This is a genomic window from Aeromonas sp. S12(2024), assembly GCF_041402305.1.
GTDB lineage: Bacteria > Pseudomonadota > Gammaproteobacteria > Enterobacterales > Aeromonadaceae > Aeromonas > Aeromonas veronii.
In genome coordinates, this window is record NZ_JBGLRB010000001.1 from 1 (window position 1) to 25,263 (window position 25,263).

General features: G+C 57.6%; 18 protein-coding genes, 3 tRNA genes and 1 pseudogene. 7 read left to right on the plus strand and 15 right to left on the minus strand.

Annotated elements, in window-relative coordinates; translation table 11 throughout:
• The 4 genes and pseudogenes from ACB035_RS00005 to ACB035_RS00020 form a co-directional block, all read right to left on the minus strand.
• Positions 1–848: pseudogene (locus ACB035_RS00005) on the minus strand (IS3 family transposase); the annotation flags it as partial.
• 93 nt (positions 849–941) lie between these two features.
• On the minus strand, positions 942–1,190 hold the full coding sequence (locus ACB035_RS00010) for a YfhL family 4Fe-4S dicluster ferredoxin (RefSeq protein WP_005334896.1): 249 nt from the start codon (positions 1,188–1,190) through the stop codon (positions 942–944).
• A 1-nt stretch (position 1,191) separates the two neighbouring features.
• Positions 1,192–2,553, minus strand: coding sequence for a tRNA 5-hydroxyuridine modification protein YegQ (gene yegQ / locus ACB035_RS00015; protein ID WP_227095057.1), 1,362 nt, complete (start codon positions 2,551–2,553; stop codon positions 1,192–1,194).
• A 256-nt stretch (positions 2,554–2,809) separates the two neighbouring features.
• Complete coding sequence (locus ACB035_RS00020; protein ID WP_371166376.1) at positions 2,810–3,547, minus strand: EAL domain-containing protein; 738 nt, start codon at positions 3,545–3,547, stop codon at positions 2,810–2,812.
• 275 nt (positions 3,548–3,822) lie between these two features.
• Here ACB035_RS00020 and ACB035_RS00025 point away from each other — a divergent pair, with 275 nt between their 5' ends.
• The 4 genes from ACB035_RS00025 to ACB035_RS00040 all read left to right on the plus strand — a co-directional run bounded on the left by ACB035_RS00025 (position 3,823) and on the right by ACB035_RS00040 (position 8,717).
• A complete protein-coding gene (locus ACB035_RS00025; RefSeq protein ID WP_371166377.1) occupies positions 3,823–4,521 on the plus strand; it encodes a hypothetical protein in 699 nt (232 codons plus the stop codon).
• A 44-nt stretch (positions 4,522–4,565) separates the two neighbouring features.
• Positions 4,566–5,054 (plus strand): CS1 type fimbrial major subunit, encoded by a 489-nt coding sequence (locus tag ACB035_RS00030; protein ID WP_371166378.1) that lies wholly within the window; start codon positions 4,566–4,568, stop codon positions 5,052–5,054.
• Positions 5,055–5,165: 111 nt separating this feature from the next.
• Positions 5,166–7,526: a CS1-pili formation C-terminal domain-containing protein gene (locus tag ACB035_RS00035; protein WP_371166379.1), complete on the plus strand. Its 2,361-nt coding sequence runs from the start codon at positions 5,166–5,168 to the stop codon at positions 7,524–7,526.
• 21 nt (positions 7,527–7,547) lie between these two features.
• Positions 7,548–8,717, plus strand: coding sequence for a hypothetical protein (locus tag ACB035_RS00040; RefSeq protein ID WP_371166380.1), 1,170 nt, complete (start codon positions 7,548–7,550; stop codon positions 8,715–8,717).
• A 31-nt stretch (positions 8,718–8,748) separates the two neighbouring features.
• Here ACB035_RS00040 and ACB035_RS00045 read toward each other — a convergent pair whose 3' ends face one another.
• Positions 8,749–9,387, minus strand: coding sequence for a response regulator (locus tag ACB035_RS00045; protein ID WP_371166381.1), 639 nt, complete (start codon positions 9,385–9,387; stop codon positions 8,749–8,751).
• Positions 9,388–9,574: 187 nt separating this feature from the next.
• Between ACB035_RS00045 and ACB035_RS00050 the strand changes: the two genes are divergently transcribed.
• On the plus strand, positions 9,575–12,949 hold the full coding sequence (locus ACB035_RS00050) for an ATP-binding protein (RefSeq protein ID WP_371166382.1): 3,375 nt from the start codon (positions 9,575–9,577) through the stop codon (positions 12,947–12,949).
• Here the strand turns inward: ACB035_RS00050 and ACB035_RS00055 are convergent.
• The 5 genes from ACB035_RS00055 to astB form a co-directional block, all read right to left on the minus strand.
• Positions 12,923–13,213 carry a hypothetical protein gene (locus tag ACB035_RS00055; RefSeq protein ID WP_042082561.1) on the minus strand — a complete coding sequence of 97 codons (291 nt, stop codon included), beginning with the start codon at positions 13,211–13,213 and terminating at the stop codon, positions 12,923–12,925. The two genes, ACB035_RS00050 and ACB035_RS00055, sit on opposite strands and share 27 nt — an antisense overlap.
• 142 nt (positions 13,214–13,355) lie before the next feature.
• Positions 13,356–13,440: transfer RNA gene (locus tag ACB035_RS00060), tRNA-Tyr, on the minus strand.
• A 44-nt stretch (positions 13,441–13,484) separates the two neighbouring features.
• Positions 13,485–13,569, minus strand: a tRNA-Tyr gene (locus ACB035_RS00065).
• A gap of 38 nt (positions 13,570–13,607) precedes the next feature.
• Positions 13,608–13,692 (minus strand) — tRNA-Tyr (locus ACB035_RS00070).
• A gap of 241 nt (positions 13,693–13,933) precedes the next feature.
• Positions 13,934–15,271, minus strand: a complete 1,338-nt coding sequence (gene astB / locus ACB035_RS00075; RefSeq protein WP_371166383.1) for an N-succinylarginine dihydrolase — start codon at positions 15,269–15,271, stop codon at positions 13,934–13,936.
• 355 nt (positions 15,272–15,626) lie between these two features.
• Between astB and topA the strand changes: the two genes are divergently transcribed.
• Both topA and ACB035_RS00085 read left to right on the plus strand, forming a co-directional pair.
• Positions 15,627–18,248 carry a type I DNA topoisomerase gene (gene topA, locus ACB035_RS00080; protein WP_005362158.1) on the plus strand — a complete coding sequence of 874 codons (2,622 nt, stop codon included), beginning with the start codon at positions 15,627–15,629 and terminating at the stop codon, positions 18,246–18,248.
• Positions 18,249–18,356: 108 nt separating this feature from the next.
• Positions 18,357–18,521, plus strand: a complete 165-nt coding sequence (locus ACB035_RS00085; protein WP_317103706.1) for a hypothetical protein — start codon at positions 18,357–18,359, stop codon at positions 18,519–18,521.
• A 16-nt stretch (positions 18,522–18,537) separates the two neighbouring features.
• Here the strand turns inward: ACB035_RS00085 and ACB035_RS00090 are convergent, their stop codons facing one another.
• From ACB035_RS00090 to ACB035_RS00110, 5 genes are all read right to left on the minus strand, one after another.
• Positions 18,538–18,894 carry an MGMT family protein gene (locus ACB035_RS00090; RefSeq protein WP_371166384.1) on the minus strand — a complete coding sequence of 119 codons (357 nt, stop codon included), beginning with the start codon at positions 18,892–18,894 and terminating at the stop codon, positions 18,538–18,540.
• Positions 18,895–18,960: 66 nt separating this feature from the next.
• Positions 18,961–20,514, minus strand: a complete 1,554-nt coding sequence (locus tag ACB035_RS00095; protein WP_371166385.1) for a methyl-accepting chemotaxis protein — start codon at positions 20,512–20,514, stop codon at positions 18,961–18,963.
• Positions 20,515–20,726: 212 nt separating this feature from the next.
• The gene (locus tag ACB035_RS00100; protein ID WP_371166386.1) at positions 20,727–22,592 is read right to left on the minus strand and encodes a beta-N-acetylhexosaminidase; all 1,866 of its coding nucleotides are present in this window, start codon (positions 22,590–22,592) and stop codon (positions 20,727–20,729) included.
• A complete protein-coding gene (locus ACB035_RS00105) occupies positions 22,577–23,449 on the minus strand; it encodes a BadF/BadG/BcrA/BcrD ATPase family protein (RefSeq protein WP_005347722.1) in 873 nt (290 codons plus the stop codon). Before ACB035_RS00105 ends, ACB035_RS00100 begins: the two co-directional genes overlap by 16 nt.
• Positions 23,442–25,163 (minus strand): glycoside hydrolase family 9 protein, encoded by a 1,722-nt coding sequence (locus ACB035_RS00110; protein ID WP_371166387.1) that lies wholly within the window; start codon positions 25,161–25,163, stop codon positions 23,442–23,444. Before ACB035_RS00110 ends, ACB035_RS00105 begins: the two co-directional genes overlap by 8 nt.
• Positions 25,164–25,263 lie beyond the last annotated feature (100 nt).

Below are 25,263 nucleotides of genomic sequence, written 5' to 3' on the forward strand. Positions count from 1 at the left end.
GCCCACTATCTTGCGTGAGTACGCATCCGTCACCAGGCTCAGGTACAGCGGTCCGCTCCTGGCTGGCAGATAGGTGATATCAGCGACCCAGACCTGCTCCGGGGCCACCGGTGTGACCTGCTCTGGCCCCGCCTTGAGCAAGTTGGGATGACGGTAGAAACGGTGAAAACTGTGGGTGGTCTTGTGATACGCCCGCCTGGGCAGCACTAGCAGGCTGTGCTCGGCCAATATCCGAAACAGCCTGTCCCGCCCGACCTTGAGCCCGCCATCATCCTGACCCTGCAGCAGATAATGCAGCTTGCGAGTACCCACCCGAGGTTGTCGCAGTCGAACCTGACGCACAAAGCGCACCACCTGCAGCCCTTGAGCATGGCGCTCGTCGGCGACCCGATTGCGCTTGTAGTAAGCCTGCCGGCTTATCCCCAGAAACAGGCAAGCCCTGACAATGGTCAGCCTCTCGACTTGCCGCTGCGAGAGGACTTGCCGGGTCGCTTTTTTACGATGGAGACGCCGTAGTCATTCTTCAGTACATCGACGACGGCCTCAAAGAACTGGGCCTTCTGGCTCATCAGCGCCAGCTGTTGCTCAAGTTCCTTGATGCGCTGTTCGGGTGTCTGGTTGTCGGGGTCAGGCATGGTGATGCTCCTGCCGGCGCGCACAGAAGCCCCCTGGCTCCAATCTTGCCGACCATGTTTACGCAACCATACCAGAACGGTGGAGCGGCCCTGAATGCCATAACGCACCTGAGCCTGTTTGTAGGTGAGCTCGCCTTTTTCAATCTGCTCGACCAGTGACAGTTTAAAAGTCAGCGAGTAATCGCGCTGTGTCCGTTTCACACCTTGTCCCATCGGGTTCTCCATTTATTGGGGGAAAAGGTGTAAACCATATTCAGGACGGGACAGCAGGATCAAAAAAGGCCGATTAGTCGGCCTTTTTTCGTTTTACTGCCTGTGCATCCGCACAAACTTCTCCATCAGCTGATCTTCGGTCTCCACGTGGGCGGGATCCCAGATGATGCAGTCGATAGGGCAGACACTGATGCAGGTCGGCTTCTCATAGTGACCGACGCACTCGGTGCAGCGACTGGGGTCGATCTCGTAGATCTCCTCACCCAGGCTGATAGCCTGGTTGGGGCACTCGGGATCGCACATGTCACAGTTGATACACTTGTCGGTGATGAGCAGTGCCATTTCAGGCGGCCGAGTGGGGCTGACGAGTATCCTCGCGCTCGCCCAGATTGCGCAGCAGGATGCCGTAGTTCACATCCAGATCTTTCGGGACCGGCACATAGACCACGTGACCGTTGCCCGGCGCGGTATCGATAAGCTCGCCCTTGCGGTTCTCCATCTGCTCCAGATTGAAACGGACGTTGCCCTGCGGGGTCATCAGCTCCAGGTTGTTGCCCACCAGGAACTTGTTCTTCACCTCGACCTCGACCATGTCACCTTTGCGACCGGTGATCTCGCCGACAAACTGCTGAGTGTCGGAGACGGAGTAGCCGTAGTCGTAGTTCTGGTATTCGCTGTGGTTGTGACGGCGCAGGAAGCCCTCGGTATAGCCGCGGTGGGCCAGATTTTCGAGGGTGCCCATCAGGCTGCGGTCGAACGGACGACCCGCCACCGCATCGTCGATGGCCTTGCGGTAAACCTGAGCGGTGCGGGCGCAGTAATAGAAGGACTTGGTGCGCCCTTCGATTTTCAGGGAGTGCACGCCCATCTTGGTCAGTCGCTCGACGTGTTCGACGGCACGCAAGTCCTTGGAGTTCATGATGTAGGTGCCGTGCTCGTCCTCGAATGCGCTCATGTACTCGCCCGGGCGGTTGGACTCTTCCAGCAGCACCAGCGCATCGGTCGGTTTGCCAAGGCCCAGGGTGTTGTCCGGACGCACTGCGATGGGCTCCTGACGGTGGACGATCTGGCCCACGTCATCTTCTTTACCCTCGTGCACTTTATACTCCCAGCGGCAGGAGTTGGTGCAGGTGCCCTGGTTGGGGTCACGCTTGTTGATATAGCCGGAGAGCAGGCAGCGGCCGGAGTAGGCCATGCACAGCGCGCCGTGAACGAACACTTCCAGCTCCATCTCCGGTACCTGCATGCGGATCTCTTCGATCTCGTCCAGCGACAGCTCGCGGGAGAGTATGGCGCGGGTCAGGCCCATTTGATGCCAAAACTTCACCGTGGCCCAGTTGACCGCGTTGGCTTGCACCGAGAGGTGAATGGGCATATCCGGGAAGGCTTCACGCATCATCATGATAAGACCGGGGTCGGACATGATCAGCGCATCCGGCTTCATCTCCACCACAGGGCGCATGTCACGGATAAAGGTCTTGAGCTTGGAGTTGTGGGGCTGGATGTTGGCCACCACATAGAACTGCTTGCCCAGCGCATGGGCTTCGTTGATGCCCAGCTGCAGGTTTTCATGATCGAATTCGTTGTTGCGCACCCGCAGGCTGTAGCGGGGCTGACCGGCATAGACGGCATCAGCGCCATAGGCATAGGCATAACGCATGTTCTTGAGGGAACCTGCGGGGGAGAGCAATTCTGGTTTAAACATGGCGGACTCTTTATATCTGATTGCAAATCAGGACGATGCCACCTGATGGCATCGTAGTGGTTGAGTTGTGGTGCAAGATGCCCTCCGAGAGGAGGCTCAATGCAGCGCGACCCGATGACGGCATATCCGGGCCTATCTACAGACGATGCGCCGGATATTCGGGGTGCGAGATTGTACTCGCCCCCACGTCATCATGCAATTTGGCAGGAAATTGTTGGCTGCGCGAGCCGATAGGATGCCGAAATGAAACCGCCGCTCAGGCCCAACGGGAGAGGGGGGAGGGCATGGCGTAGGCGTAACCCTGTTGATAGTCACAGCCGAGCTGATCGGCAATCTCGATATGGGTCTGGTTTTCCACCCCTTCGCACACCACCTTCATGCCGAGTCGCTGCAGGTACTCCACCAGTCCGGTCAGCATGCGCAAGGCATGGCTACTCCTGGTCGCTTGCAGCAGCAGGGAGCGATCCAGCTTGATGACCTCGTAGGGGAGCGCCATCACTCGCTGAAAATTGCACTCCTGGGTGCCAAAGTCATCGCAAGCGATATGGGCACCGTGGCTGCGCAGTACCTCGATCAGGGCCAACTCCTTGCGCTCTAGCGGGGCATACTCCACCACCTCGAACCAGATTGCGATATCCAGCTTGCGGGCCTGCAAGAGAGTGAGCAACAGCAGGTTCTTATATGTAGGGCTCTCAAAAGCGGGGTTGAGGTTTATCGAGAGGGTACAAGGAGCATGGCGTGCCAGCGCGGTCAGATCACGCCAAATGGCTCTGAGCATAACGATATCCACATGCAGGGACTCTTCATCGCTGAGAGAGGGAAAGTCTATTCCCTGATAGCGCTGCTGGCGGGGTTCCCAGCGTCTGGCCAGCGCCTCAAAGCCGATGATCTGGCGATCCCGGTTAACGATTGGCTGATAAAAGGGCACGGCAATGTCCGCTGTCGTCAGGGATGCCACGTCACCGACCGGAAACTCTTCTTTAAACGCAAACATGTCACTTCCCTGCTGACTGAGATGATTTCGAATAATAGGGGAGGATGTTGAAAGCTGGCTGTAGGAATTGTCTGATTGTTTGCAGAAAAAATACTTTGGCAGTATCGGATTATTCCGATTAAGTCCGGTGCATGGATTATCTAGACTGACCTCAATGACGAATCGCTGAGCCAAATATGATAATTGGGCGATTTGCATATATGGAACCCATATATTTTTCGGAGCCTGTAATGAAGGCACCACTCTCTATTGTTTTTACAGTGTGATTATTATTCATGAATAAGGTTTTTACTGTGTTGCTGCTTATATTCAGCAGCAATATCTTGGCATCACCGGATATTAGCGTTGGCACCTTATATGACTATATGTCAGCAGAAAAAACTACGCTGCTCAAGCGGGTTAGAAATCTTGGCGATGAGACGGCCTTTGTCAAAATAACCTTAGCCGAAATTATATATGGTGCCGATGGCGTGCCGAAGGAGCAGGAGTTACCGGAGGAGGGCGTTCGCCAGCTGGTGACAAGTCCATCACGGTTGATTATTCCGGCAGGTGGCATCCAGGCTACCCGTTTTATCTATATGGGAGAGAGGGAGCACGAGCGTTATTTTCGGGTGCGCTTTGTGCCGGTCAAACCACAGGGGGATGAAATAACCGAGCTGCCCTTGAAGTCACATATCAGCGCCGGTGTCAGCATGCTTACCGGTTTTGGCACCATTTTGTTTGTAGCCCCCAAAGTGCCTCGTTATGACACCCGGATTGACCGCCATAATGGTGCCCTCTATGTGGAGAATCGGGGCAATGCCACCGTTATTCTCGATTATCTGGAGGTGTGTGACAAATCGTCATGCAGCCAACCGGAGAAGTTGCATCTGCTGCCCGGTGTTAAAAAGCGGGTCAGCCAAGATGCCGCCAGTTCGGTTCGTTTTGAACTGATCGAAGGAAAGCAATCGGTATTCAAGGAGTTCAAGGCCTGAATAGCGAAATGCCAATGAATATCATCAAAGAATAAGGAGTGGTTATGAAGAGGTTGTGGTTTGCCCCCGTACTGTTGCTGACAAGCGGTACCCTAATGGCGGCAGAGCGTGTTGAGCATGCAGTACAAGTAACAGCACAAGTTCCTGCATCAACCTTTTATGTTGAGCCCGTAGGTAACTGGCTAAATACTCCGCAGAAACTGGAATATGACCCTTTTAGCAAGAAGTTGGCAACGCTAACCAAGCAGTTTGACGTCAAGAGCACCATCGGGCCTGTCAAAGGCTACTTGAGCCATCCTGCAATAATGACAAGTGGTAAAGAGAGCATCAATCTGAAGGTCATGTTTGCTGGCGTTGAATTGACCTCCACGTCTGCGGAGCTGTTGAATCAGGCAGATGCCAATGCCGGCAAGCAAGTCGGATTGGAGATTATTCCCGTGGCGGCGCCAACCGAAGGCTACAAGCCCGGCAACTATCAGGGCGTTGTCAGCATGATCTTTGAATCTGAAGCACCGCCTGCCCAAGGTGGTTGACATGAATATAGGGGGCCATCAGGCCCCCTTTCATTGAGATGATAAGCATTGGGATTGTAAGCAATGGGCCATTTTCTTCTTCTCTTTTTTGGGTTGCTGCTCTCGTGTACTGTGATAGCGGTAGAGCCAGCACTGTTGCTGCAACAGGCGCGGCAATTGCCGGAAGGGTTTGAAGAGCATTTTTTTGGCGTCCCGCTGATGGTGCGAGTAACCGTTGACGGTCGCCTGCTGGGGGATGGGGAAGTGCTGCTCGGACGGGATAACTCGGTACAACTGCTCTCACTGATGGATGTGCAGGAGAGCGAGTTTGACGAGGGGGCGCGTGAACGCTGGCTGACCCGACTGGGAACCCGCCTGTCGCTCGGTGAGTGCGGCCGGGCCTGCCCTGAAGGCATAGTAGGGCTGCAATACAGCCTGGAGGAGTCCCAGCTGTCTGTATTGACTGATGAGGTGGAGCAGGCGGCTCGGGAGCAACGCTTTATGGCATTGCCTCAGGAGAGCAAGGGGTTGCTGGTCCAGAACCAGCTGAACCTGGTACAGGGCAGCCAGCGCAGCGGTCACTACAACCTGCAACTGGAGGGCAACTGGGGACAGTGGACTCCCTTTATGGAGGGGGATGCGACTTGGCAGGAGGGGCAATCGAGTGAAGTGGGCCTGGCTCAGCTTTATGGCGAGCGGCTCCATGAGGCCAATTTTTATCGCCTTGGTTTCTTCTTTCCCTCGGCTCAAGGGCTGTTGCGTCAGCCGAACTACTACAGTGGCGCGACCCCTACCGTACTCGGGGTGATGTGGGGCAGCTCGGATCTGCTGCGCCGAGAGCGCGGGGTGCCCAGCATGACACCCATTCAGGTGGCGCCGGCTCGGCCAGGTATGGTGGAGATATATCGCGACGATCGTTTGATCCAGTCCCAGCCGGTGAGTGCAGGCTTGCAGGCCCTCGACACCCGCTCGCTGCCCGGCGGCATCTATGAGGTGGAGTTGCGGCTGCTGGAAGATGGTCAGGAGAGCCGCCGCTGGCGCGAGATGATCTACAAACCCTCCAACTGGCAGACGCCGGAGGAGCCGTGGCGCTTCAACTTCTTTGCCGGGCGTCAGACCCGCTGGCTGGTACGACAAGGCGATAGCGATCTGGAAGGCGCCAGTGGTGGTATTGCCGTTAACCATCTGCTGCTCCCCTCGCTGGTTGTGGGGGCGGGTAACCAGTATGTGGACAAGCGTGCTCAGCACTCCCTCTCGCTCGACTGGGAGGCGACCAGCCAGCTCCACGGTTTTGCCTCCCTCAACCAGAGTGTTGGCATGGGGTGGGGTTACGACTTGCAGGGGATCTACTGGCAGGGCAATAGCAGTCTGGTGGCCAGCCATTCGCGCAATCTGCGCAAGCAGGGGGAAGCAACTGCGGTGTCCAGCCTGTCACTGCAGCAATCGCTGGAAAAATGGGGAACGCTCGGTCTCTATGTCTCTCACCAGTCCGGCCGCGGCAATGGCATGGATCTCGGATGGCACTACAGTGACAGGTTGTGGGGGCGCTGGGTGACCTGGGGCGTTACCCTGTTCGATCGCCCCGGCAGCGAGAGCACGGCGCAGCAGCGGGATCGCGGCAGTACGCTGAGTCTCACTATCAACTTGGGGGGGGATGATCGCCAGTTGTCGCTGGGGTTGGGCAGCAATACCTCACGCTCGGGTGGTGCCCAGCGCAGCGCCTATCTCAATTATCAGCAGGAGGTGGATTGGGGCCCGCTGCGTCAGGTCAGCGTGGGCAGTACCCACGACAGCTATGGAACCGGTCTGTCAGGCTATGGCCGTTTTGCATCGCCTTGGCTCGGTGGGGATCTGTTTGCCCAGCACTCCTCTTATAACGAACAGGTGACCGGCGGTGTCAATCTGGAGAGCGTAGTGGCACTGGGGCGTGAAGGGGAGTTGGCGCTCGGTTCTCGCGAGATGGGCAGTATGGGCAATGAGGCTGCGATGATCCTCGATATCGACGCCGATGATGAGGCGGCACGTATCCAAGTCAGCGATGATCAAGGAAGCCTACAGACTCTGGGACCCGGTCGCCATCTGGTCTCGGTGCCAGCCTTGCAAAGTGGCACCTTGCAACTGGAGATGGCCGACCACGAGGGGACACCGCTTACCATCAGGCCAACCGTACTCCCTTACCACCTTAATCGCGGTGGGGTAGGTTATGGCCAGGTCAATGCCGTACGCACAGTCACAGTGATTGGCCGACTGCTGGATAGACAGGGGCACCCCCTCAAGGGGGCCATGGTGCTGAACCATTCTGGCCGTACTGTCAGCGAGGCCGACGGTTTCTTTGCGCTGGAGATGAGTGAACGTAATCCCGCCATGAAGGTGGAGTATCGGGGGGCGCATCAGTGCGACTTGTCACTCAACACTGCCAGAGTTGACCGCCAGTCAGGTGTATTGCTGGTAGGCAATCTGGTCTGCGTTCCGATGACCTTGTCCAGCCAATAAATTTTTAAACGAGAATATGTGATGAAAATAGGGCGATATTATTGTGTGTTATTAATTATATTTCTTTGTAGTTTTCATGTATACGCGGCGACACTGCATATTACAGCAGAATATAACCCAGCGGCCTATGAAGCTGAGGGGGCTCAGTTTATTAATACAACCCCTTGCCTTCAGTTTCCTGGTGCTGAAAGTAATTTTTGGTGCAAAACAACACCGACGATTGATGTGCCACAGGCAGTTTATTTCAATATTGCCATGAGTCGAACGATAAACAGCTCTAAAAAAGAGAATTCATTGTTTTATGTAAAGTATCCTGGTCCTCGCGATGTATTCTTGACGAAACAGGGTGGGAATAAATCATTTAAGATGAGTTTTATCACCACTAATGTTGGCACACAAATGGACGTTGGTAATTATTATACGCAGAAACCACCAATACCAGAGCAGGGTGATTGTTTCGGTAGCAAGACATTTGCAACCTACACATCGCTTTTTCTATTTAGGAGAACAACGCAAGATGGAGTAGGGGGAGAGTGCTATGGTAACTCTATCAACCCTTCAATCAATAACAAATATATGAGTGTTAGTGCTATATATCTAGGGTATAAACTTAAAGCTCCAAATCCATACACGTTGGAAAATGGAACCTATACAGGTACATTAATGTTGGACATAGGCAGCCAAGGGGGATTTAACTTTGGCTCAGGTACTCCGAAAACTCAATTAATCATTACGTTTGAAATAAAGGTTCGCCATCAACTTAAAGTTTCTTTCAGGGCTGCCAGTGGTGAGCACGGTGTAAATTTGGAACCTCCAGGAGGATGGCGTGAATGGACGAATAGAGTTCCCCCCTTTATGAAAGCTTCTACTCCATACCAGATTTGGTTTTCATCAAGAATCAATGTTAGTAAAATTTGTGAGCACGGAATTGGTCCACTTTGTTATATTAGAAATATCAGAGACGGACATTTAGTTCCGATTGAGGTAAGTGTTGATAATTTGGCAGGTAACAGGTTAGTACTTAGCGGCCAACCTGTGGGCCTATATCCATCACAAATTCCCAGTACGGCGGGTGAGTTACATACACTAAATTTTAGCATAACAAGACAAGAATATTTGGAGCAGATGATGAAGCGACCAGGTGGGTTTTATATGGGATATGTAACGGTTATATTTGATGCATCAATATAACCAAGGCATTTAAACCAGTAATAAGGTAAACTCAAAGTAAACCATACTCCCTGGCATAGTGGAATAATTCGCTATCGCTATTTATCCCTAGTCTTGCCATAGCATTTTTCTTTTGGGTACTGATGGTCTTGACGCTGCGATGAAGGTGTTCCGCAACCTGGGTGACCGACATGCCGCTGGCCAATAGGCGTACCACCTCGCTCTCTTTTGGGGTGAGCGGAGTGATCTCGGTGTGACGGGATAGTCCGGCTTCGGCCAGTAAGGTTTTCACCGAATGGCCGAGGTAGGTGTGGCCTAGTAATACTTGACGCACGGCCTCTGACAATTCAGTAATAACGGATTTTTTCAGTATCAGGCCATCTACACCGAATTGCAGCAGGGCATGTAATATCGCATTGTTGTGCAGTTGGGTGAGCACGATGATGGCCAGGTGAGGATATTCCCGGCGCACCTGTTCCATCATCACCAAGCCGTCACTGCGATCATCTCCCGGCATGCTGAAGTCGGTGATCAGCAGATCGCACGGGTGTTGTTTTAATAACAAAAACAAATCAGATACATTATATGCTTCTGCCACTATGTCACAGCTTGGAGTTATTTTTTCAATCAGGCTGCGTATGCCAGCTAAAATCAATGGGTGATCATCAGCAATTATCAGTTTGAAAGACATGAATTAGCCTTTTATAAATCACAGAATAATATTAAGTCCATTAAATTTAGCACGTCTATACTACACTATGCACCCTTTTATAAGGGATGCTCTCATTTTGAAGCGGTATTTAACTCTGATGAATATATATTGCGTGGGGTTGTCGCGAATAAACCGGCTTATCCTGGCAACATGGATCATTTTGCTGATGCCCATTTCGTTGGCGGCAGCGGCGCCGACCCGCCCGACCATAGATGTCGGCATCATGGCCGGAGGGTGGGGAGCATTTCAGCAATGGGATGGTCAGGCACCCTCCGGTTTCAGTGTCGATCTGATGTTGCTGCTGGCGGCCAGGCTGGATTATCAGGTGGTCTGGCATGTCTACCCCAGCTGGCGCAAGATGTATCAGGACGCCTGCCGGGGCAAGGTGGATATCCTGCTCGATGCCTTCAATACCGACACCCGGCCATGTATCTCGTTCAGCTTACCCTATTACACTTCGCCGACCGTGGTGGTGGTGCGCCAGGACAGTGCCCTGTTTCAGGATGTTAGCCGTTTGCCACAGGCAAGCGTGGCCATCGAAAAGGGCTTCTTAACGGAAAAGCTGATCAGACTGCACTACCCGAATGTCTCTCCCTTGCTGGTGGTGGATACCCACAGCGCCTTGATGGCCGTTGAGCAGAGGGAAGCCGATGCCTATATCGGCAACCTGCATGTGGTCAATCTGTTTATCAAGAACCATCCGGGACTGGTTGTAGTGGCCCAGTCCCCCCTGTTGATGGAGACGCTGCATCTTGGGGTCAACCGCAATAAGCCCGGTTTGGCCATCCGGCTGAATACGGCCATCCAGTCGCTGACGGTTGAAGAGCGCAGTGCGCTGGAACAGCGCTGGTTAGGGGAGAGCATCAGCCCTCAATTTATGGGGCACAGCGGCTTTTTGCTGCGGCCTGACGAGCGAACCTGGTTGTCAACGCTCCCCCCCATGAAGCTTGGCCTGATCCCGGGGTGGAGCCCCTTCTCCATGCAAGATAAAGAGGGGGTATGGAGCGGGTTGATTGCCGATTATCTCTCGCTGCTGCGAGAGAAGCTGGGTTTGGCTTATCACAATGTGTCCGTGAAGAGCTGGCCCGATCTGCAGCAGTTGCTGCTGCACCACGAAATCGATATGACTGTGTTGCCTGTTCGGATTGTCGAGCGGTTGGCAGGATGGCACGGGAGTACTATTTTTACCGCTTTTCCAATGGTGCTGGTGACGGCTCGCGGTAGCATTCCGATCGGGGATCTCTCCGATCTGTCCGGTAAAGAGCTGTTGCTGACCGACAGCATGCTGATCCCCGAGCTGAAGGCATTGGTGCCCGACCTTAAACTGACCACGACCAAGAGTGCCAGCGAGGGGCTCGCCCAGGTTGCAGCAGGGCAGGGGGATGCCTATATCGGCAATCTGGTGGTGGTTTCCCGTCTTATCACCGAACAGTTTGATGACCGACTTCATATTGCCGCGCCCACCCCCTTCAAGGATGAGTTGGCCGTTGCGGTACGTGAGCCTTACGTCCCCTTGCTGCCCCTGGTCAACCGGGTGCTTGCCAGCATGAGCGACAAGGAGCAGCGCCAGATCCGCAACAGCTGGCTGGCGCTCAATTACAGCGAAGGTATCCCCAGAGCGAAGCTGGTGCGCACTCTGTTGCCCGCCGGGGGAGCGATTACGCTCTTTATTCTGGTGCTGTCGGTGGCTTACTGGCGGCTGCGTCAGGAGATAGTCCGTCGCCATCAGGTTGAGGCAGCACTCGCCAGAGCCAAGGCCAAAGCAGAGTCTGCCGCCACCCAGAAAGGGGAGTTTCTGGCCACCATGAGCCACGAAATTCGCACGCCCATGAATGGCATTATCGGTATGGCGGAACAGCTCACTTTTACCGAATTGACTCAGGATCAGCGCCAGATGGTGGAGGTTATCAACCGCGGTGCCCAGGGATTGCATGCGCTGATCGACAACGTGCTCGACTTCGCCAAGCTGGAGGCGGGCAAGATGCAACTCGAAGAAGCGCCGTTTCTTGTCCGCGAGCTGCTTGACAGCGTGCTGACCATGACGGTGAGCGAAGTACATCGCAAGGGGTTGCGCGTCTATCTCTGGGCGGATGCCGGTGTGGCGGCTCGGGTAAGTGGTGATGCGCTGCGTCTGCGCCAGATCCTCTTCAACTTTGTCAGCAATGCCATCAAGTTCACCGAGCGGGGCTTTATCGAGATTTCGGTGCAACTGCTGGTACAGGAGGAGGGGCAGCAGCAATTGCGCTTCGGCGTGCGCGACAGCGGCATCGGTATGAGCCCAGAGGCGCTTGGCCGGATCTTCAATGCCTTTGAACAGGCAGAGAGATCCACCACCCGCAGTTATGGTGGTACCGGCTTGGGCCTGAGTATTTGCCAGACCCTGGCCACCTTGATGGGTGGCGAGATCCGGCTGGAGAGTGCCCCTGGGCTAGGCACTTTCATCAGCCTGACGGTTACGTTGCCAGAGCTGGCACAGCGAGAGCCGGATCTCCGTCTCAATGGCGTGCAAGCCCACATCGATCTCCATGACGATAAGCTGTGCCACACCCTGTTGTTGCATCTTGATGCCTTGGGGGTAACACGAACGTTGGAGTCTGTTGATGCTCAGTTGCGTTTCACAGACCATGAGCTGGCAGGCAATGGGCTCATCCGGGTGCTGCCGCTGGCAACCCCCCTCGGTTATCGTTGTGATGAGGAGGGTTACACCCTCAACAGCAATCCCATGACCTGGCATGCGGTGCGGGAAGTCTGCTATCGCCAGCTTGGCTTGAGCGATGGGACGGCAACGAAAGCGATGCGAAAGAGCGCACCCATGCAGCCCTGCCGGGTATTGCTGGTGGAGGATAATCCCCTCAATCAGTCGCTGGTGATACGCCAGCTCAGGCAACTGGGGATGAACTGCGATGTGGCAGAGCATGGCCAGCAGGCTCTTGAGATGGTCGCGCAGCATCCCTATGAGCTGGTGCTCTGTGACTGTCAGATGCCGGTGATGGATGGTTATGAGTTCACGCGCAGGATACGGGCTGCAGAGAAAGGTGAGCGGCTACTGATCATCGCCATGACGGCCAATGTGTTGCCAGAGCAGTCTGAACGCTGTTCTGCCGCGGGCATGGACGATCTGTTGGGCAAACCGGTGCTGCTGGATACTCTGCGCCAGATGTTGCAGAAGTGGCAGATCTTACCCGCGCCAACCTTGATTGATATTGCGGCCATGGAGGCATTTTTTGGTCATGGTGAAAAGTTGCGGCAGATGTTTCCGCTTTTTCGCCAGGAGCTTGAACAGTCGATGGCGCAGGCGCCACTTGATGACAATGCATTGGCCAATTGGGTGCATCGTCAGGCGGGGACCATCAGCATGATGATGGCGCCGGAATTGGCGGAACAGGCATGGCGATTGGAAGAAAAAATCCGTCAATTTGGATCGCCAGCTTGTACAGATGAGCTGACACGCTTTCGTGCCCAATTACAGCAAATCATCGATGAATTGACGTTATTGAGCGAAAGAGAGGGGCATTCAGTTATCGAGGGAGAGCTGGAGTAAGGGGAACTGTTCGCTCATAAAATTGCGGGGGCTGTGGCCATTGCCTGCAGTGGCCAGCCACTCCCAATCCAGTTTTGGCGAGCCCGCTTTGAAGCGCTGATAGGCAACGCCCTGATGAATGGTCAGAAAGAGGGTCGTGGGGAGTCCCAGCTTGTTGCTGTAGCGCACCATCAGATCGCCCTGATAGTCGTTGCTGATTCTGACTTTGAGCGCCTGCAATGTCAGACCGGTGGCGTGACCATGCTCGTCCCAGACTTCAAACATGATATGAACACTCTGATGTCGATGATGCCACGATGAGCAAGATGGGATGCAATTGCAACTGTCAGATCTGACAAGGTCGGAAAAATGTGATGAGAATGGCAGAAAGCGAAAACCCGGCGCTAGGCCGGGTTTTCTTGAATGATGGTGGAGGGAGAAGGATTCGAACCTTCGAAGGCAGAGCCGTCAGATTTACAGTCTGATCCCTTTGGCCGCTCGGGAACCCCTCCACAGGGGCAAAGCAAATTGTATTCAGCCATTGCAATCAGGGAAATGGTGGAGGGAGAAGGATTCGAACCTTCGAAGGCAGAGCCGTCAGATTTACAGTCTGATCCCTTTGGCCGCTCGGGAACCCCTCCACGGGGTATTTCCTGATTGTCACTACTTTGCACTTGAATGGTGGAGGGAGAAGGATTCGAACCTTCGAAGGCAGAGCCGTCAGATTTACAGTCTGATCCCTTTGGCCGCTCGGGAACCCCTCCCCAAGTGCGAGGCGCATACTATCAGATCCAGAGGCTTTGTGAACCCCTTGATGAGGCATCTGGCAGTAAAAAATGACTGTTCGTCGATTTTTTGATACATCCAGCTCAAAATTCAAGCTTATCAGCAAGTTGTGCGCTGCTTTTCTGCACAAAACAGCATCCGTGCAATTTGGCGATCGCGCTGAAGAGAAGGCAGATAGCAGAAGACCGCCAGCGTTGGCGGTCTTCCCGGGCATCACATTTAGCGCTGGAACGGGTAGACCGAACCCAGTTTCAGGATCTGGGTCAGCTCGTCCAGTGCGCTGCGGGACTCCTGCACCAGTGCCGGATCCCGCAGGTCATCGAGGGTCAGGCGGTCGCGGTAGTGGCGATCGACCCAGCCATCGAGGCGGGCAAACTGGCTGTCGTTGATAAGGCAGGCCGGATTGACCGCTGCGAGTTCCTGATCGTTCATGGCAACCCGCAGTCGCAGGCAGGCCGGGCCGCCGCCATTGCGCATGCTCTGTTTCACATCCATATAGTGGACCGCCTTGATCGGGGTCTCCTGCGTCAGCAGCTTGCCAAGATAGGCAGAGACAGCCGGATTGTCGCGGCACTCGGTGGGGGCGATGATGGCCATCTCGCCGCTCGGCAGGGTGAGGATCTGGGTGTTGAACAGGTAGGATTTCACCGCATCCAGCACGGATACCTCGGCAGTCGGCACTTCGATAAAGTGCAGATCTCCCTCGCCAAACTTGCCGCTGATCTCGGCCAGCACCGCTTCGGTGTTGAGGAACGCTTGTTGGTGGAAGAAGAGCAGGTTCTGGTTGCCCACCGCGATCACGTCGTTATGGAACACCCCCTGATCGATCACCTCCGGGTTTTGCTGAATAAACACCACGCTCTCCTCGCCAAGGCCATGCAGGCGGGCGATGGCTTGGCTTGCCTCCAGAGTCTGGCGGGCCGGATAGCGCTTCGGCGCCGGGCGGGAGTAGTCAAAGGCACTGCGGCCATAGACGAACAGCTCGACACCCGCCTCGCCATAGGCGCGGCAGAGGCGGGTATGGTTAGCTGCCCCCTCGTCGCCGAAGTGGTCATTTTCCGGTAGATGGAGGTGGTGGCTGAAGTGGCGATCATTGTTGAACACTGCGCGCAGGATGTGACCTGTGACGTCCGGTTCCAGAGAGCGGTGAAACTTGTTGGTCAGGTTGGCGGGGGTGAAGTGAATGCGGCCATCTTGGGTATCGGCACTGGGGGAGACGGTGGCGGCGTTGGCGGTCCACATGCTGGAAGCCGAATAGCAGGCAGCCAATACGGCGGGAGCCTGTTTGGCGGCCTGCTCCAGCACCCGGGCATCGTTGCCGGTGAAGCCTAGGCGGCGGAGGGTGGCGAGGTCGGGGCGCTCTTGTGGCGCCAGTACCCCCTGGGTCATGCCAAGCTCGGTCAGCGCCTTCATCTTGCGCAGCCCCTGTTTGGCGGCCTCTTTCGGATTGGAAGCCTCCTGGGCATTGCTCTGGGAGGCAACATTGCCGTAGGAGAGGCCGGCATAGTTATGAGTCGGGCCGACCAGACCGTCGAAATTGACCTCGAAGTGCTTCATTGAGTACATCCTTTCGATTTTTATGATGGGTAGCGGTTCCTTCCGCGCGCAATGCGTCGGGGTTGGGCCATTATAAAGAGATTTTATGTCTTTGTAACAAGCTGGTAACCAGCAGACGTTTTTATGTCGTTTCAGATATAAAAAGAGGGGCGGTATGGCAGAAAATTGAAAAAGCGGTTGCGTCCGGCCTGTTGCCTTCGCATTAATAAATAAAGAAGCAATAAAAGAAGCCGTGTGGTTCGGGCTGGTCAGGCAAATTTGCTCACAAGATTGCTTTTTCGCGCCAAATCTCTTATACAGCCCCACAAAACCGCACACCAACCCCGTCGGGTGCAATGAGGATAATAGTTACAGCATGGGCAAATCACTGGTCATAGTGGAGTCTCCGGCCAAGGCCAAGACGATCAACAAATATCTGGGCAAGGACTACGTGGTGAAATCCAGCGTTGGTCATGTTCGCGATCTGCCCACCAGCGGCAGCGCCAGCACCGAGCCCAAGAAACCTGTCATTCGCGGCATCAAGTTGAGCGAATCCGAGAAGGCTGCCAAGGATCGCAAGGCCCTGTTTGCCCGGATGGGTATCAATCCGACCGCTGGCTGGCAGGCTAACTACCAGATTTTGCCCGGCAAGGAGAAGGTGGTCAGCGAGTTGCAAAGTCTGGCCGAGAAAGCCGACACCATCTATCTCGCAACCGACTTGGATAGAGAAGGAGAAGCGATCGCCTGGCACCTGCGCGAGATCATCGGTGGCGACGACAGCCGCTACAAGCGCGTGGTGTTCAACGAGATCACCAAGAGTGCCATCAAGGAGGCGTTCGCCCAGCCGTCCGAGCTGAATATTGACCGCGTCAATGCCCAGCAGGCCCGTCGTTTCCTCGACCGCGTGGTGGGTTACATGGTCTCCCCGCTGCTGTGGAAAAAGCTGGCTCGTGGCCTCTCCGCCGGTCGGGTACAGTCCGTTGCGGTGCGTCTCATCGTCGATAAAGAGCGCGAAATCAAGGCGTTCGTACCGGTCGAGTTCTGGGATCTCAATGCCGACCTGCTGACCGCCGACAAGAGCGATCTGCGGATGGAAGTGGTCAGCCGAAACGGTGCCGACTTCAAGCCGGTGACCCAGGCCGAGACCTTCGCCGCTGTCGCTGCCCTGGAAGGGGTCGACTACAAGGTCGTTAACCGGGAAGACAAGCCGACCGGCTCCAAGCCCTCTGCGCCGTTTATCACCTCCACCCTGCAGCAGGCGGCCTCTACCCGTCTGAGCTTCGGGGTCAAGAAGACCATGATGATGGCCCAGCGTCTCTATGAAGCGGGTTACATCACCTATATGCGTACCGACTCTACCAACCTCAGCAAAGAGGCGGTTGAGGCGGTGCGTGAATATATCGGCGAGCAGTATGGCGCGGCCTATCTGCCAGCCGAACCGAATCTGTATGGCGCCAAGGCCAATGCTCAGGAAGCGCACGAGGCGATCCGCCCCTCCAACGTACAGGTGACAGCCGAGATGCTGGAAGGGATGGAGCCGGATGCCATGCGTCTGTACGACCTCATCTGGCGTCAGTTTGTCGCCTGCCAGATGACCCCGGCTCAGTACGACTCTTCCACCCTGACCGTCAAGGCGGGTGAGTTCGAGCTCAAGGCCCGTGGCCGTACCCTGCGCTTCGCCGGTTGGACCAAGGCACTGCCGCCGATGGGTCGCAAGGGCGAAGATAGCCAGCTGCCTGCGGTCACCGTGGGCGAGGTGCTGAAACTGGTCAAGCTGGATCCGCGCCAGCACTTCACCAAGCCGCCTGCCCGTTTCACCGAAGCGGCGCTGGTGCGCGAGCTGGAAAAACGTGGCATCGGCCGTCCGTCAACCTATGCCTCCATCATCTCCACTATCGTCGATCGCGGTTATGTACGGGTTGAGAGCCGCCGTTTCTTCGCCGAGAAGATGGGCGAGATTGTCACCGATCGTCTGGTGGAGAACTTCGTCGAGCTGATGAACTACGAGTTCACCGCCAAGATGGAAGACAAGCTCGATGGCATCGCCGAAGGGAGCTTGGAGTGGAAGAAGGTGCTGGACGCTTTCTACGCCGAGTTTACCCAGGAGCTGGAGAAGGCTGACAAGGCGCCCGAAGAGGGCGGCATGCGTGCCAACCAGATGGTGATGACTGACATCGACTGCCCGGATTGCGGCCGCAAGATGGGTATTCGTACCGCCACCACCGGCGTGTTCCTTGGTTGCTCCGGCTATGCCTTGCCGCCGAAAGAGCGCTGCAAGAAGACCATCAACCTGGTCTCTGCCGACGAGTTTGTCTCCGCCACTGACGGTGAAGAGGCGGAAACCGAAGCGTTGCGCGCCAAGCACCGCTGCGGTGTCTGTGGCACTGCGATGGATGCCTACATCATCGATGACAGCCGCAAGCTGCACGTCTGTGGTCGCAACCCGGATTGCGATGGCTACGAGATCGAGAAGGGCCAGTTCAAGCTCAAGGGCTACGAAGGGCCGAGCATCGAGTGCGACCGTTGCGGAGCCGAGATGCAGCTCAAGAACGGCCGTTTCGGCAAGTACATGGGTTGCACCAACGAGACCTGCAAGAACACCCGCAAGATCCTGAAAAACGGCGACATCGCGCCGCCGAAGGAGGATCCGGTGCCGCTGCCGGAGCTCAAGTGCACCCAGTCCGATGCCCACTTTGTGCTGCGTGACGGGGCTGCCGGTCTGTTCCTGGCGGCCAGCAACTTCCCCAAATCCCGCGAGACCCGCGCGCCGCTGGTGGAAGAGCTCAAGCGCTTCAAGGATCGCATCTCCGCCAAGCACAAGTATCTGGCCGGTGCCCCGCTCACCGATCCGGACGGCAACCCCGCCATCGTGCGCTTCAGTCGCAAGACCAAGGAGCAGTACGTGATGAGCGAGGTCAACGGCAAGGCGACCGGTTGGACCGCTCACTACGACAACGGTACCTGGCAAGAGAGTTTGCCAAAGGCTAAAAAAGCCTGATGAAAAGAGGCCCCGACAAGGGGCCTCTTTGCTTATGGATAGCGGTATACTGAGACAGCTGCAAGGAGTGCAGCTGTCATCAATCGCGAAGTAGACAAGGAGGTTGAGATGGAGATAAACGAGATCCGGCCGGGCATGAGCTGCATGACTCGGGAAGGGGCGGCCTATGTGCTGGAGGTTGACCGGCAGAGCCTGCTGGTGCTGCTGCAGCGCGCGGATGAGACCATACCGGTGCAGGTGCGCAGCGAAGAGATCCTTGCGCCGCTGGAGTGATCCGGCCGTGACCCCCTCAAAACGGCAGTAGAAAAAGCAGCTCGGCCAAGTCGGGCTGCCATTGCCACTCCTTCATTCTGACCCGCCCCCCGATCACCACGACTCCCTCCTGCTGCAATCGTCCCGTCTGCTCGGCAAAGCCTGGCGATCCTTTGGGTAACGAGATAGTGCCCGCCGCGCCCAATACCCGATGCCAGGGCAGTACCTTGTCGGTTTCCCGCAGCACCTTGCCCACCAGTCTTGCCCGTCCGGGCAGCCCGGCCAGATCGGCCACCTGACTATAGCTGACCACCCGGCCTGCCGGGATCAAGGCGATGATCGCTTCGATACGGGCCGTTTTGTTCAATGGGGATGGACTTGGTTCAATGCTCATAGACCCGATTCGTCAAAAACAACAGAAGCGCCATTGTGGCGCTTCTGTCATGGGGCTGGCAATGATTCAGCCGAAGGTCTGGCTAAGCCCCTTCAGTTGCTTGGCCCGTTCCAGCAGAGCCTGACTGGAGTGATCGACATCCAGCATCTTCTGACTGTTGGCGTGGGAGTACTCGGAGATCTGGTGGATGCTGCGGCTGATCTCCTCCACGACCGCTTGTTGCTGCTCAGCAGCGGCGGCGATCTGGGTGGAGTGTTCGGTGACCAGCTCTATCTCTGCCAGCACGGTATGGAGGCTGCTGGCGCCCTGGCGGGTCATCTCGGCACATGTGCGGGTCTGTTGCAGGTTCTCCTGCATCATCCCCTTCCAGCGTCCCAGCGTGTGCTGGATCTGCTTGATGCTGACCTGGATCTGCTCGGTCGCCTTGTGGGTGCGGGTCGATAGAGTTCGCACCTCGTCTGCGACCACCGCAAAACCACGGCCCTGCTCCCCAGCGCGAGCAGCTTCGATGGCCGCGTTGAGGGCCAGCAGGTTAGTCTGCTCGGCGATGCCCTGGATCTCGCCCATGACACTGCCAATCCGTTCGGATTCGCTGGCGAGCTCTACCGCCGAGTTGAACGCCAGCTCTGCCTGTTTGGCGAGCTGTTCGATCTGTTGCTCGGTCTGGTTCAACTGCTGGTTGGTTTGTTCACAACGATTGCGAGCTTCGTTGACCTGACCGTTGGAGTCCTGAATGTTGCGGGCGATTTCGTGAGCTGTGTTGGCCATTTGAGTCATAGCCGTAGCCATCTGCTGGGTCTGGGCATCTTGCTCGTTGATATCGAGACAGGCCTGATGAGAGGCCTGCTTCAGATTGATGGCCAGGGTTTGCAGAGGTGCCGTGGCATCGTTGATCCGCCCCAACACGGTTCGGATGCGGGCCTGAAGCATCTTGATATGAAAATCGGCAATGGCGCCGGGGTTGTCACCGGAGTAGACCAGCCGGGTCAGACTGTCATATTCACGGCCCAGCTGCTGTAGATAGTGGGGCAGGGCAAAGAGCTCGCGCCAGTAGGCTCCGCCAAGAAGCAACAGGGGCAGCAGCATCAGCAGGACGGTCATGGCCCCTTGGCTGACGAAGGTCCAGCCCATCATGCCGAGCAGCAGCAGGGTAATGGCCGGGGTGCGCACTCTGGCAAGAGAGGGAAGGTTGCTGCTGTTGCCGCGCTCGGCCTTGAGCAGGGCTTGGTAGGTCTGAGCGGCGATGAGTTTGAATTGGGGCTCGGGCTTGCAGCGTACCGACTGGTAGCCGCTGATCCTGTTGCCTTCATAGATGGGGGTCACATAGGCATCTACCCAGTAGTAACGACCATCCTTGCAGCGATTCTTGACGATGCCGCGCCAGGGTTTGCCCTCCTTGAGGCGGGCCCAGAGATCGGCGAAGGCGGCCTTGGGCATGTCGGGGTGGCGTACCAGATTGTGGTTGTGACCGACCAGCTCGTCGGCGCTATAGCCGGCGATGGTGCAAAAAGCCGGATTGGCATAAGTGATCACCCCGCGCAGGTCAGTGGTGGAGACCAGTTGTACGTCGGCAGGAAACTCCACTTCGCTATCCAGGGTATGGACATCTCTGCGGGCCATAGGAATACGCTCCGATGTTCTTGTTGATAATGTTGTCGTTGTTATTGTGGCAGATCTGGAGGTGGCCGCAGGCTCGCGCCAGCAGGAGGCAGACCAGCTTCATTGGGGGCTGGATTTTGCCAATAATGGCGGATGAATGGTAGGGGGAAGTTGATGTTTTGTTGGCTAATCGTAAAAAAGGCGGCCGATTGGCCGCCAAAGTAGAGACAACATTACCTCTGTGGCATCCGGTAGCGCACCTGCAACTGATCGAGGATCTGCAGCTGACCCGGCAGGCGGGCGGCGAAGTGCTCCCAGCCCTTGTGGGCGGGATCGCTCCAGGCCACCTCGGCCGTGGCCAGCATGCGCGGGAACAACATGTAGTCGAGACGATCACGGCTGGTGATCAATTCTGACCACAAGGGGCTCAGCACCCCGAGGATGTTATCGTTGGCATGGAAATCTGCTGGGGCAGGATCGCAAGCATAAACCTGCTCCAGATTGAGGGTCCCCGCCCAGTAGAGGCCGGGTTCATGAATATCGGCGCTCCAGGCGAGATCGAGATAGAGGAACTGGGCGGGCGCCATCACCACAGGATAACCGGCCGCGGCAGCATCCAACCCCGCCTGAAAGCTGGTCCAGGCACAGATGGCCGCTTTGCGGCTCACCTTGTCGCCATGCAGGATCTCCTCCCAGCCGATCATCTGTTTGCCTCTGGCGGCCAGATAGCGCTGGCAGTGGCGCAGCAGATGGCCCTGCAGCTCGCGGCAGTCGGCGTAGCCCTGTTCGGTCATCAGCTGCTGGCAGGCGGGGCTGTCGGTCCAGACCCCGGTCGGCACCTCGTCACCCCCCATGTGGATCTGCGGACCGGGGAAGAGCTCGCACACCTCGTCCAGCACCGCCTCCAGGAAGCGGTTGGTGCCGGGCAGGGCGGGGTTGAGCACGTTGTCATCGAAATGCTGGACCGAGCGGTAGCGGGAGTGATCCGCCGTTTCGATCAGCAACTCGGGCAGCGCCTTGATGGCGGCGTGGCAGTGGCCCGGGATGTCGATCTCGGGAATGACGGTGATGCCGAGCTCACTGGCATAGCGCACCAGCTCCTTCACCTCGCTCTGGGTGTAGTAGCCGCCATAGGGTTCGGCACCGCCGCTGAGCTGGGGGTCGATCGCCAGATCGTGGCCGCGCCAGGCACCCACGTCGGTCAGTGCCGGGAAGGCCTTGATCTCGAGTCGCCACCCCTCGTCATCGGTCAGATGCCAGTGGAAGCGGTTGAACTTGTAGAGGCTCATCAGCTTGAGCAAGCGCTTGATGGTGGCCGGAGTGTGGAAGTGGCGGGCGCAGTCGAGAAAAATGCCGCGAAAGCCAAAGCGCGGGGCATCCTCCAGCGTGACGCAGGGCAGGCTCTCCCCATGTTGCAGATACCACTGGGCCAAAGTCACCAGCCCGTGGCGCCAACCCGTTTCGTCGGCGGCGGCAATTACCACCTCATGCGGCGTGATGGTGAGTTGATAGGCTTCGGGGGCCAGTTTGGCCTCGGTCAGCCGGATTTCAGCGTCGTGATCCTGCTCCAGCGCCAGCGACGTCAGCTCGTTAAAGTGGGCCAGCAGCTTCGGCACATCGCGGGGGGCGCTGACATGAGCCCGCTCGGCCAGCCGGAAGTTCCCCTCCAGCAGTACCAGATGGGCCGGTTGCGGCACTATACCGGGCTGGGGCTCGACATCCGGCAGGTCGGGGCGGGTTACTGGCGGGTTTTCCAGTCCGAGATCCTGAGCGGCCAGCGTCACCGGCAGCAGTTGGGCACCTGTGGCGGCCTCCGGCAGGCTGAGAAAAAAGCCCTGAGGCATGTCGGAGAGCTTCTTGATGGGCGTCTGGCGGCAGCAAAAGCGCAGCTCGCAGCTGCCAGCTTTTGGGACAATCACCTTGTAGCTGCCGCTCTGGCGCTCCAGCTCGCCCCCTTGCAAGGAGTCGGGGTCGATATGGCGAGCCAGACAGAAGTGCAGCTTCCACCGGGTATCCGGCATGTGGGAGAGGGTGAAAGTGAACCAGACATCCTCGCCGTCACGTCGGGCTACCTGGGTGTGGATCAGGGGTGTAGACATGGAAAATCCTCTGATTGGGCAAACAGGATGGCGCCATCGAGCGCATCTGCCTGGGGGGGGATCAGGTTGAGCTGGCCGAGACGGGGAGCGAGGCGGGTGCCAATCCCCCCCAGCAGGGCGATCTGTCTGGCACCCAGCTGGGTCATTCCCTCCAGCAGGATCCGCAGTTGTTCGCAGGTTTCGTCCAACAGCTGATTGGCGAGCTCGTCGCCATCGCTGGCGGCATCGAATACCCAAGGGGCAAAGTGGCCATAGTCCGCCGGAATGGCGCGGGCGGCCCAGCGAACCACCTCGGCCTGATCACGCTTGAAGCGATCCATCAAGCGGATGGCGAGGGTGCTGGGGGGCAGAATGCCGTCGTGGCAGAGCAGGGATTGCTGGATGGCGCGCAGCCCCAGCCAGGCGCCGCTGCCTATGTCTGAAATGGGGAAGCCGCGGCCGGAGCAGGTGCGGATCTGCCCCTCCTGATAGACTAGCCCCACCGAGCCGGTACCGGCGATGAGGATGGCCCCTTCACGACCTCCAAAGGCGCCGAGGCAAGCACCGAAGGCATCGGAGGTGAGCCTGACGCTGGCGAAGGGGAAGGGCATCTCGAGCAGGGCGTGATAGCAGTCGGCCAGCTCGGCGGAGGCGAGCGCCAGTCCGACCCCCATCTGCTGTTCACTCTCGATAGCGATCCCGGCGGCAAGGCGGGCGCTGGCGATGGCGGCCAGCACATTGGCGTGGGCATGGGGGATGCCCAGCTCCAGATTGGATCCTGCCGCGCGCCCCTCTCCGAGCAGCTTGCCCGCCCGATCCCGAATGCGGGCGCGGGTGTGGGTGCCCCCGCCATCGACGCCGACCCAGAACTCAATCATGGCGACCTCCATTTCCCTGCGCATTCAGCCAGGTGATGGCAAGGGCAAACCAGGCTGCGTGGGGGATCCACTGCTCTCCCCAGCGCCAGTTCTGATCCAGCCGATCCTTGTACTCCTCCGGAATAAAAGCCACCTCGTTTTCGTCATCAAACCCGGCGGTGATGCCGTTGCAGATCCCCCCCTGCGCATTGGGATACCCGGCGGTATAGGCGGGGTTGTTGATGCCGTGGCCCGCCAGCATGCAGGCGTTGAAGGGGTTTTGCCCGAGGATCCAGTCGAGCTGGCGCTGGCCATAAGTGAGCAGCGGCTGGCTCTGGCGGGGGAAGTGGCGGGCGCCAGCAAAGGCCATGGCCGCCAGAGAGGCGAGGCGGGAATTCTCCCCCTGCCACCAGTAACCGGATTCGTTGTTGTGGGGCATAAAGAAGCTGACGCGCGGCGCTTCATCCACCCCTTTGACATATTGGCGGGCGAGGGAGAAGGGGTTGCCCGCGCGGGCACAGAGCGCCAGCTCGGCGGCCAGCGCCTGTTCCACCACGGTCTGTGCTTGGGCCTTGTGCTCCTGCTCCGGCTCTACGCCCAGATATTCCAGCAGCGCCAGCACCGGCAGGCCCGCCTCGGCGGCGTGATAGTAGGGGCGCGATCCATCCTCGTTGGCCGACCAGTAGTGACCCAGCTCAGGATGAGGGCGCTGGCGGGCACAGAGCTTGCTGGCACGGACTCTCGCTTCATTCAGCCACTCGTTGCCGAAGGTGCGGGTCAGCTCCACCGCTGCCAGCAGGGCGCAGTAATCGTCGATGATGTTCTCGACCCCGTCATCGAGGTAGGCGAGGTTGTGTTCGCGCAGATGCAGGTAGCCGCGTTTGGCTGCCTCGGCGTAGCGGCTGGCATCGAAGTCGCCGCTGACGCTCTCGCGGGCGGCGCGGGCCAGCGCGGCGATGGCCATGCCGCCCCCTTGGCGAAAACCCGCCTGCCAGTTGGCGGACTTGAGCCCCTGCTGGGTGGCATAGGCGCACAGCTCGCGCTGGGCAGGGTCCTTGCTCCACTTGTCGAACAGGGTCATGTAGAAGAAGCCCGACTCATCCTGCATCCGGCAGAGGAAATCGGCGCCGTGCAGCGCCTCGTCATTGAGCCGCTTGCAGAGGTTCACCCCGTCGATATCGCGGCGCGGGGCCAGCAGTTCGCGGCACTTGAGCAGAGCCCACACCACCATGGGGGTCTGCTGGGGGTTGAGGTAGTTGGCGTAGGAGAGGTGGCTCAGGTACTTGCTCATGTCGCCGCTGGCATCGAACCAGCCGCCGTGCACATCTTTGTGCTGGTCGGTGCCAAACAGGCGGGCGCTGCGGTCGGCCCGATCGAAGGTGCCGCTGGCGCGTTGCCCCTTGAAGTAGTGGATGACATCGGAGAGACAGCGGCTGGCCAGCAGATCCTGGCCGATGGCAAAACGGGTTGAACGGACAATGCCTTGGGCAGTGATCGCCTCCAGCCGATAGTGGCCGGGCTCTTTGAAGGCGGAGAAGTCGGCGCGCCAGTAAGCGCGGCCCTGCCAGCCTGGGACGCTGCTAGCCGGTTGCAGCGGAGTTTCAAACAGGATCTGGCCATCATCGAGGCGTTGCAGCCTGACATAGCCGCCGAGATCAGGGGCGGGGGAGGTTTGCAACAGGGCGACCTTGTGTCCGTCGCACTCGTAGCCCACCTGATTGATCAAGAGTTCCATCAAGGTATTACTCCTGTGGTTCACCGCCGGGCGGTGAGGCACATCACGGGGCTGTGGCCGCCCCGTATCGAGGCATGGCCGGACAGGGTTGTCCGGCCGG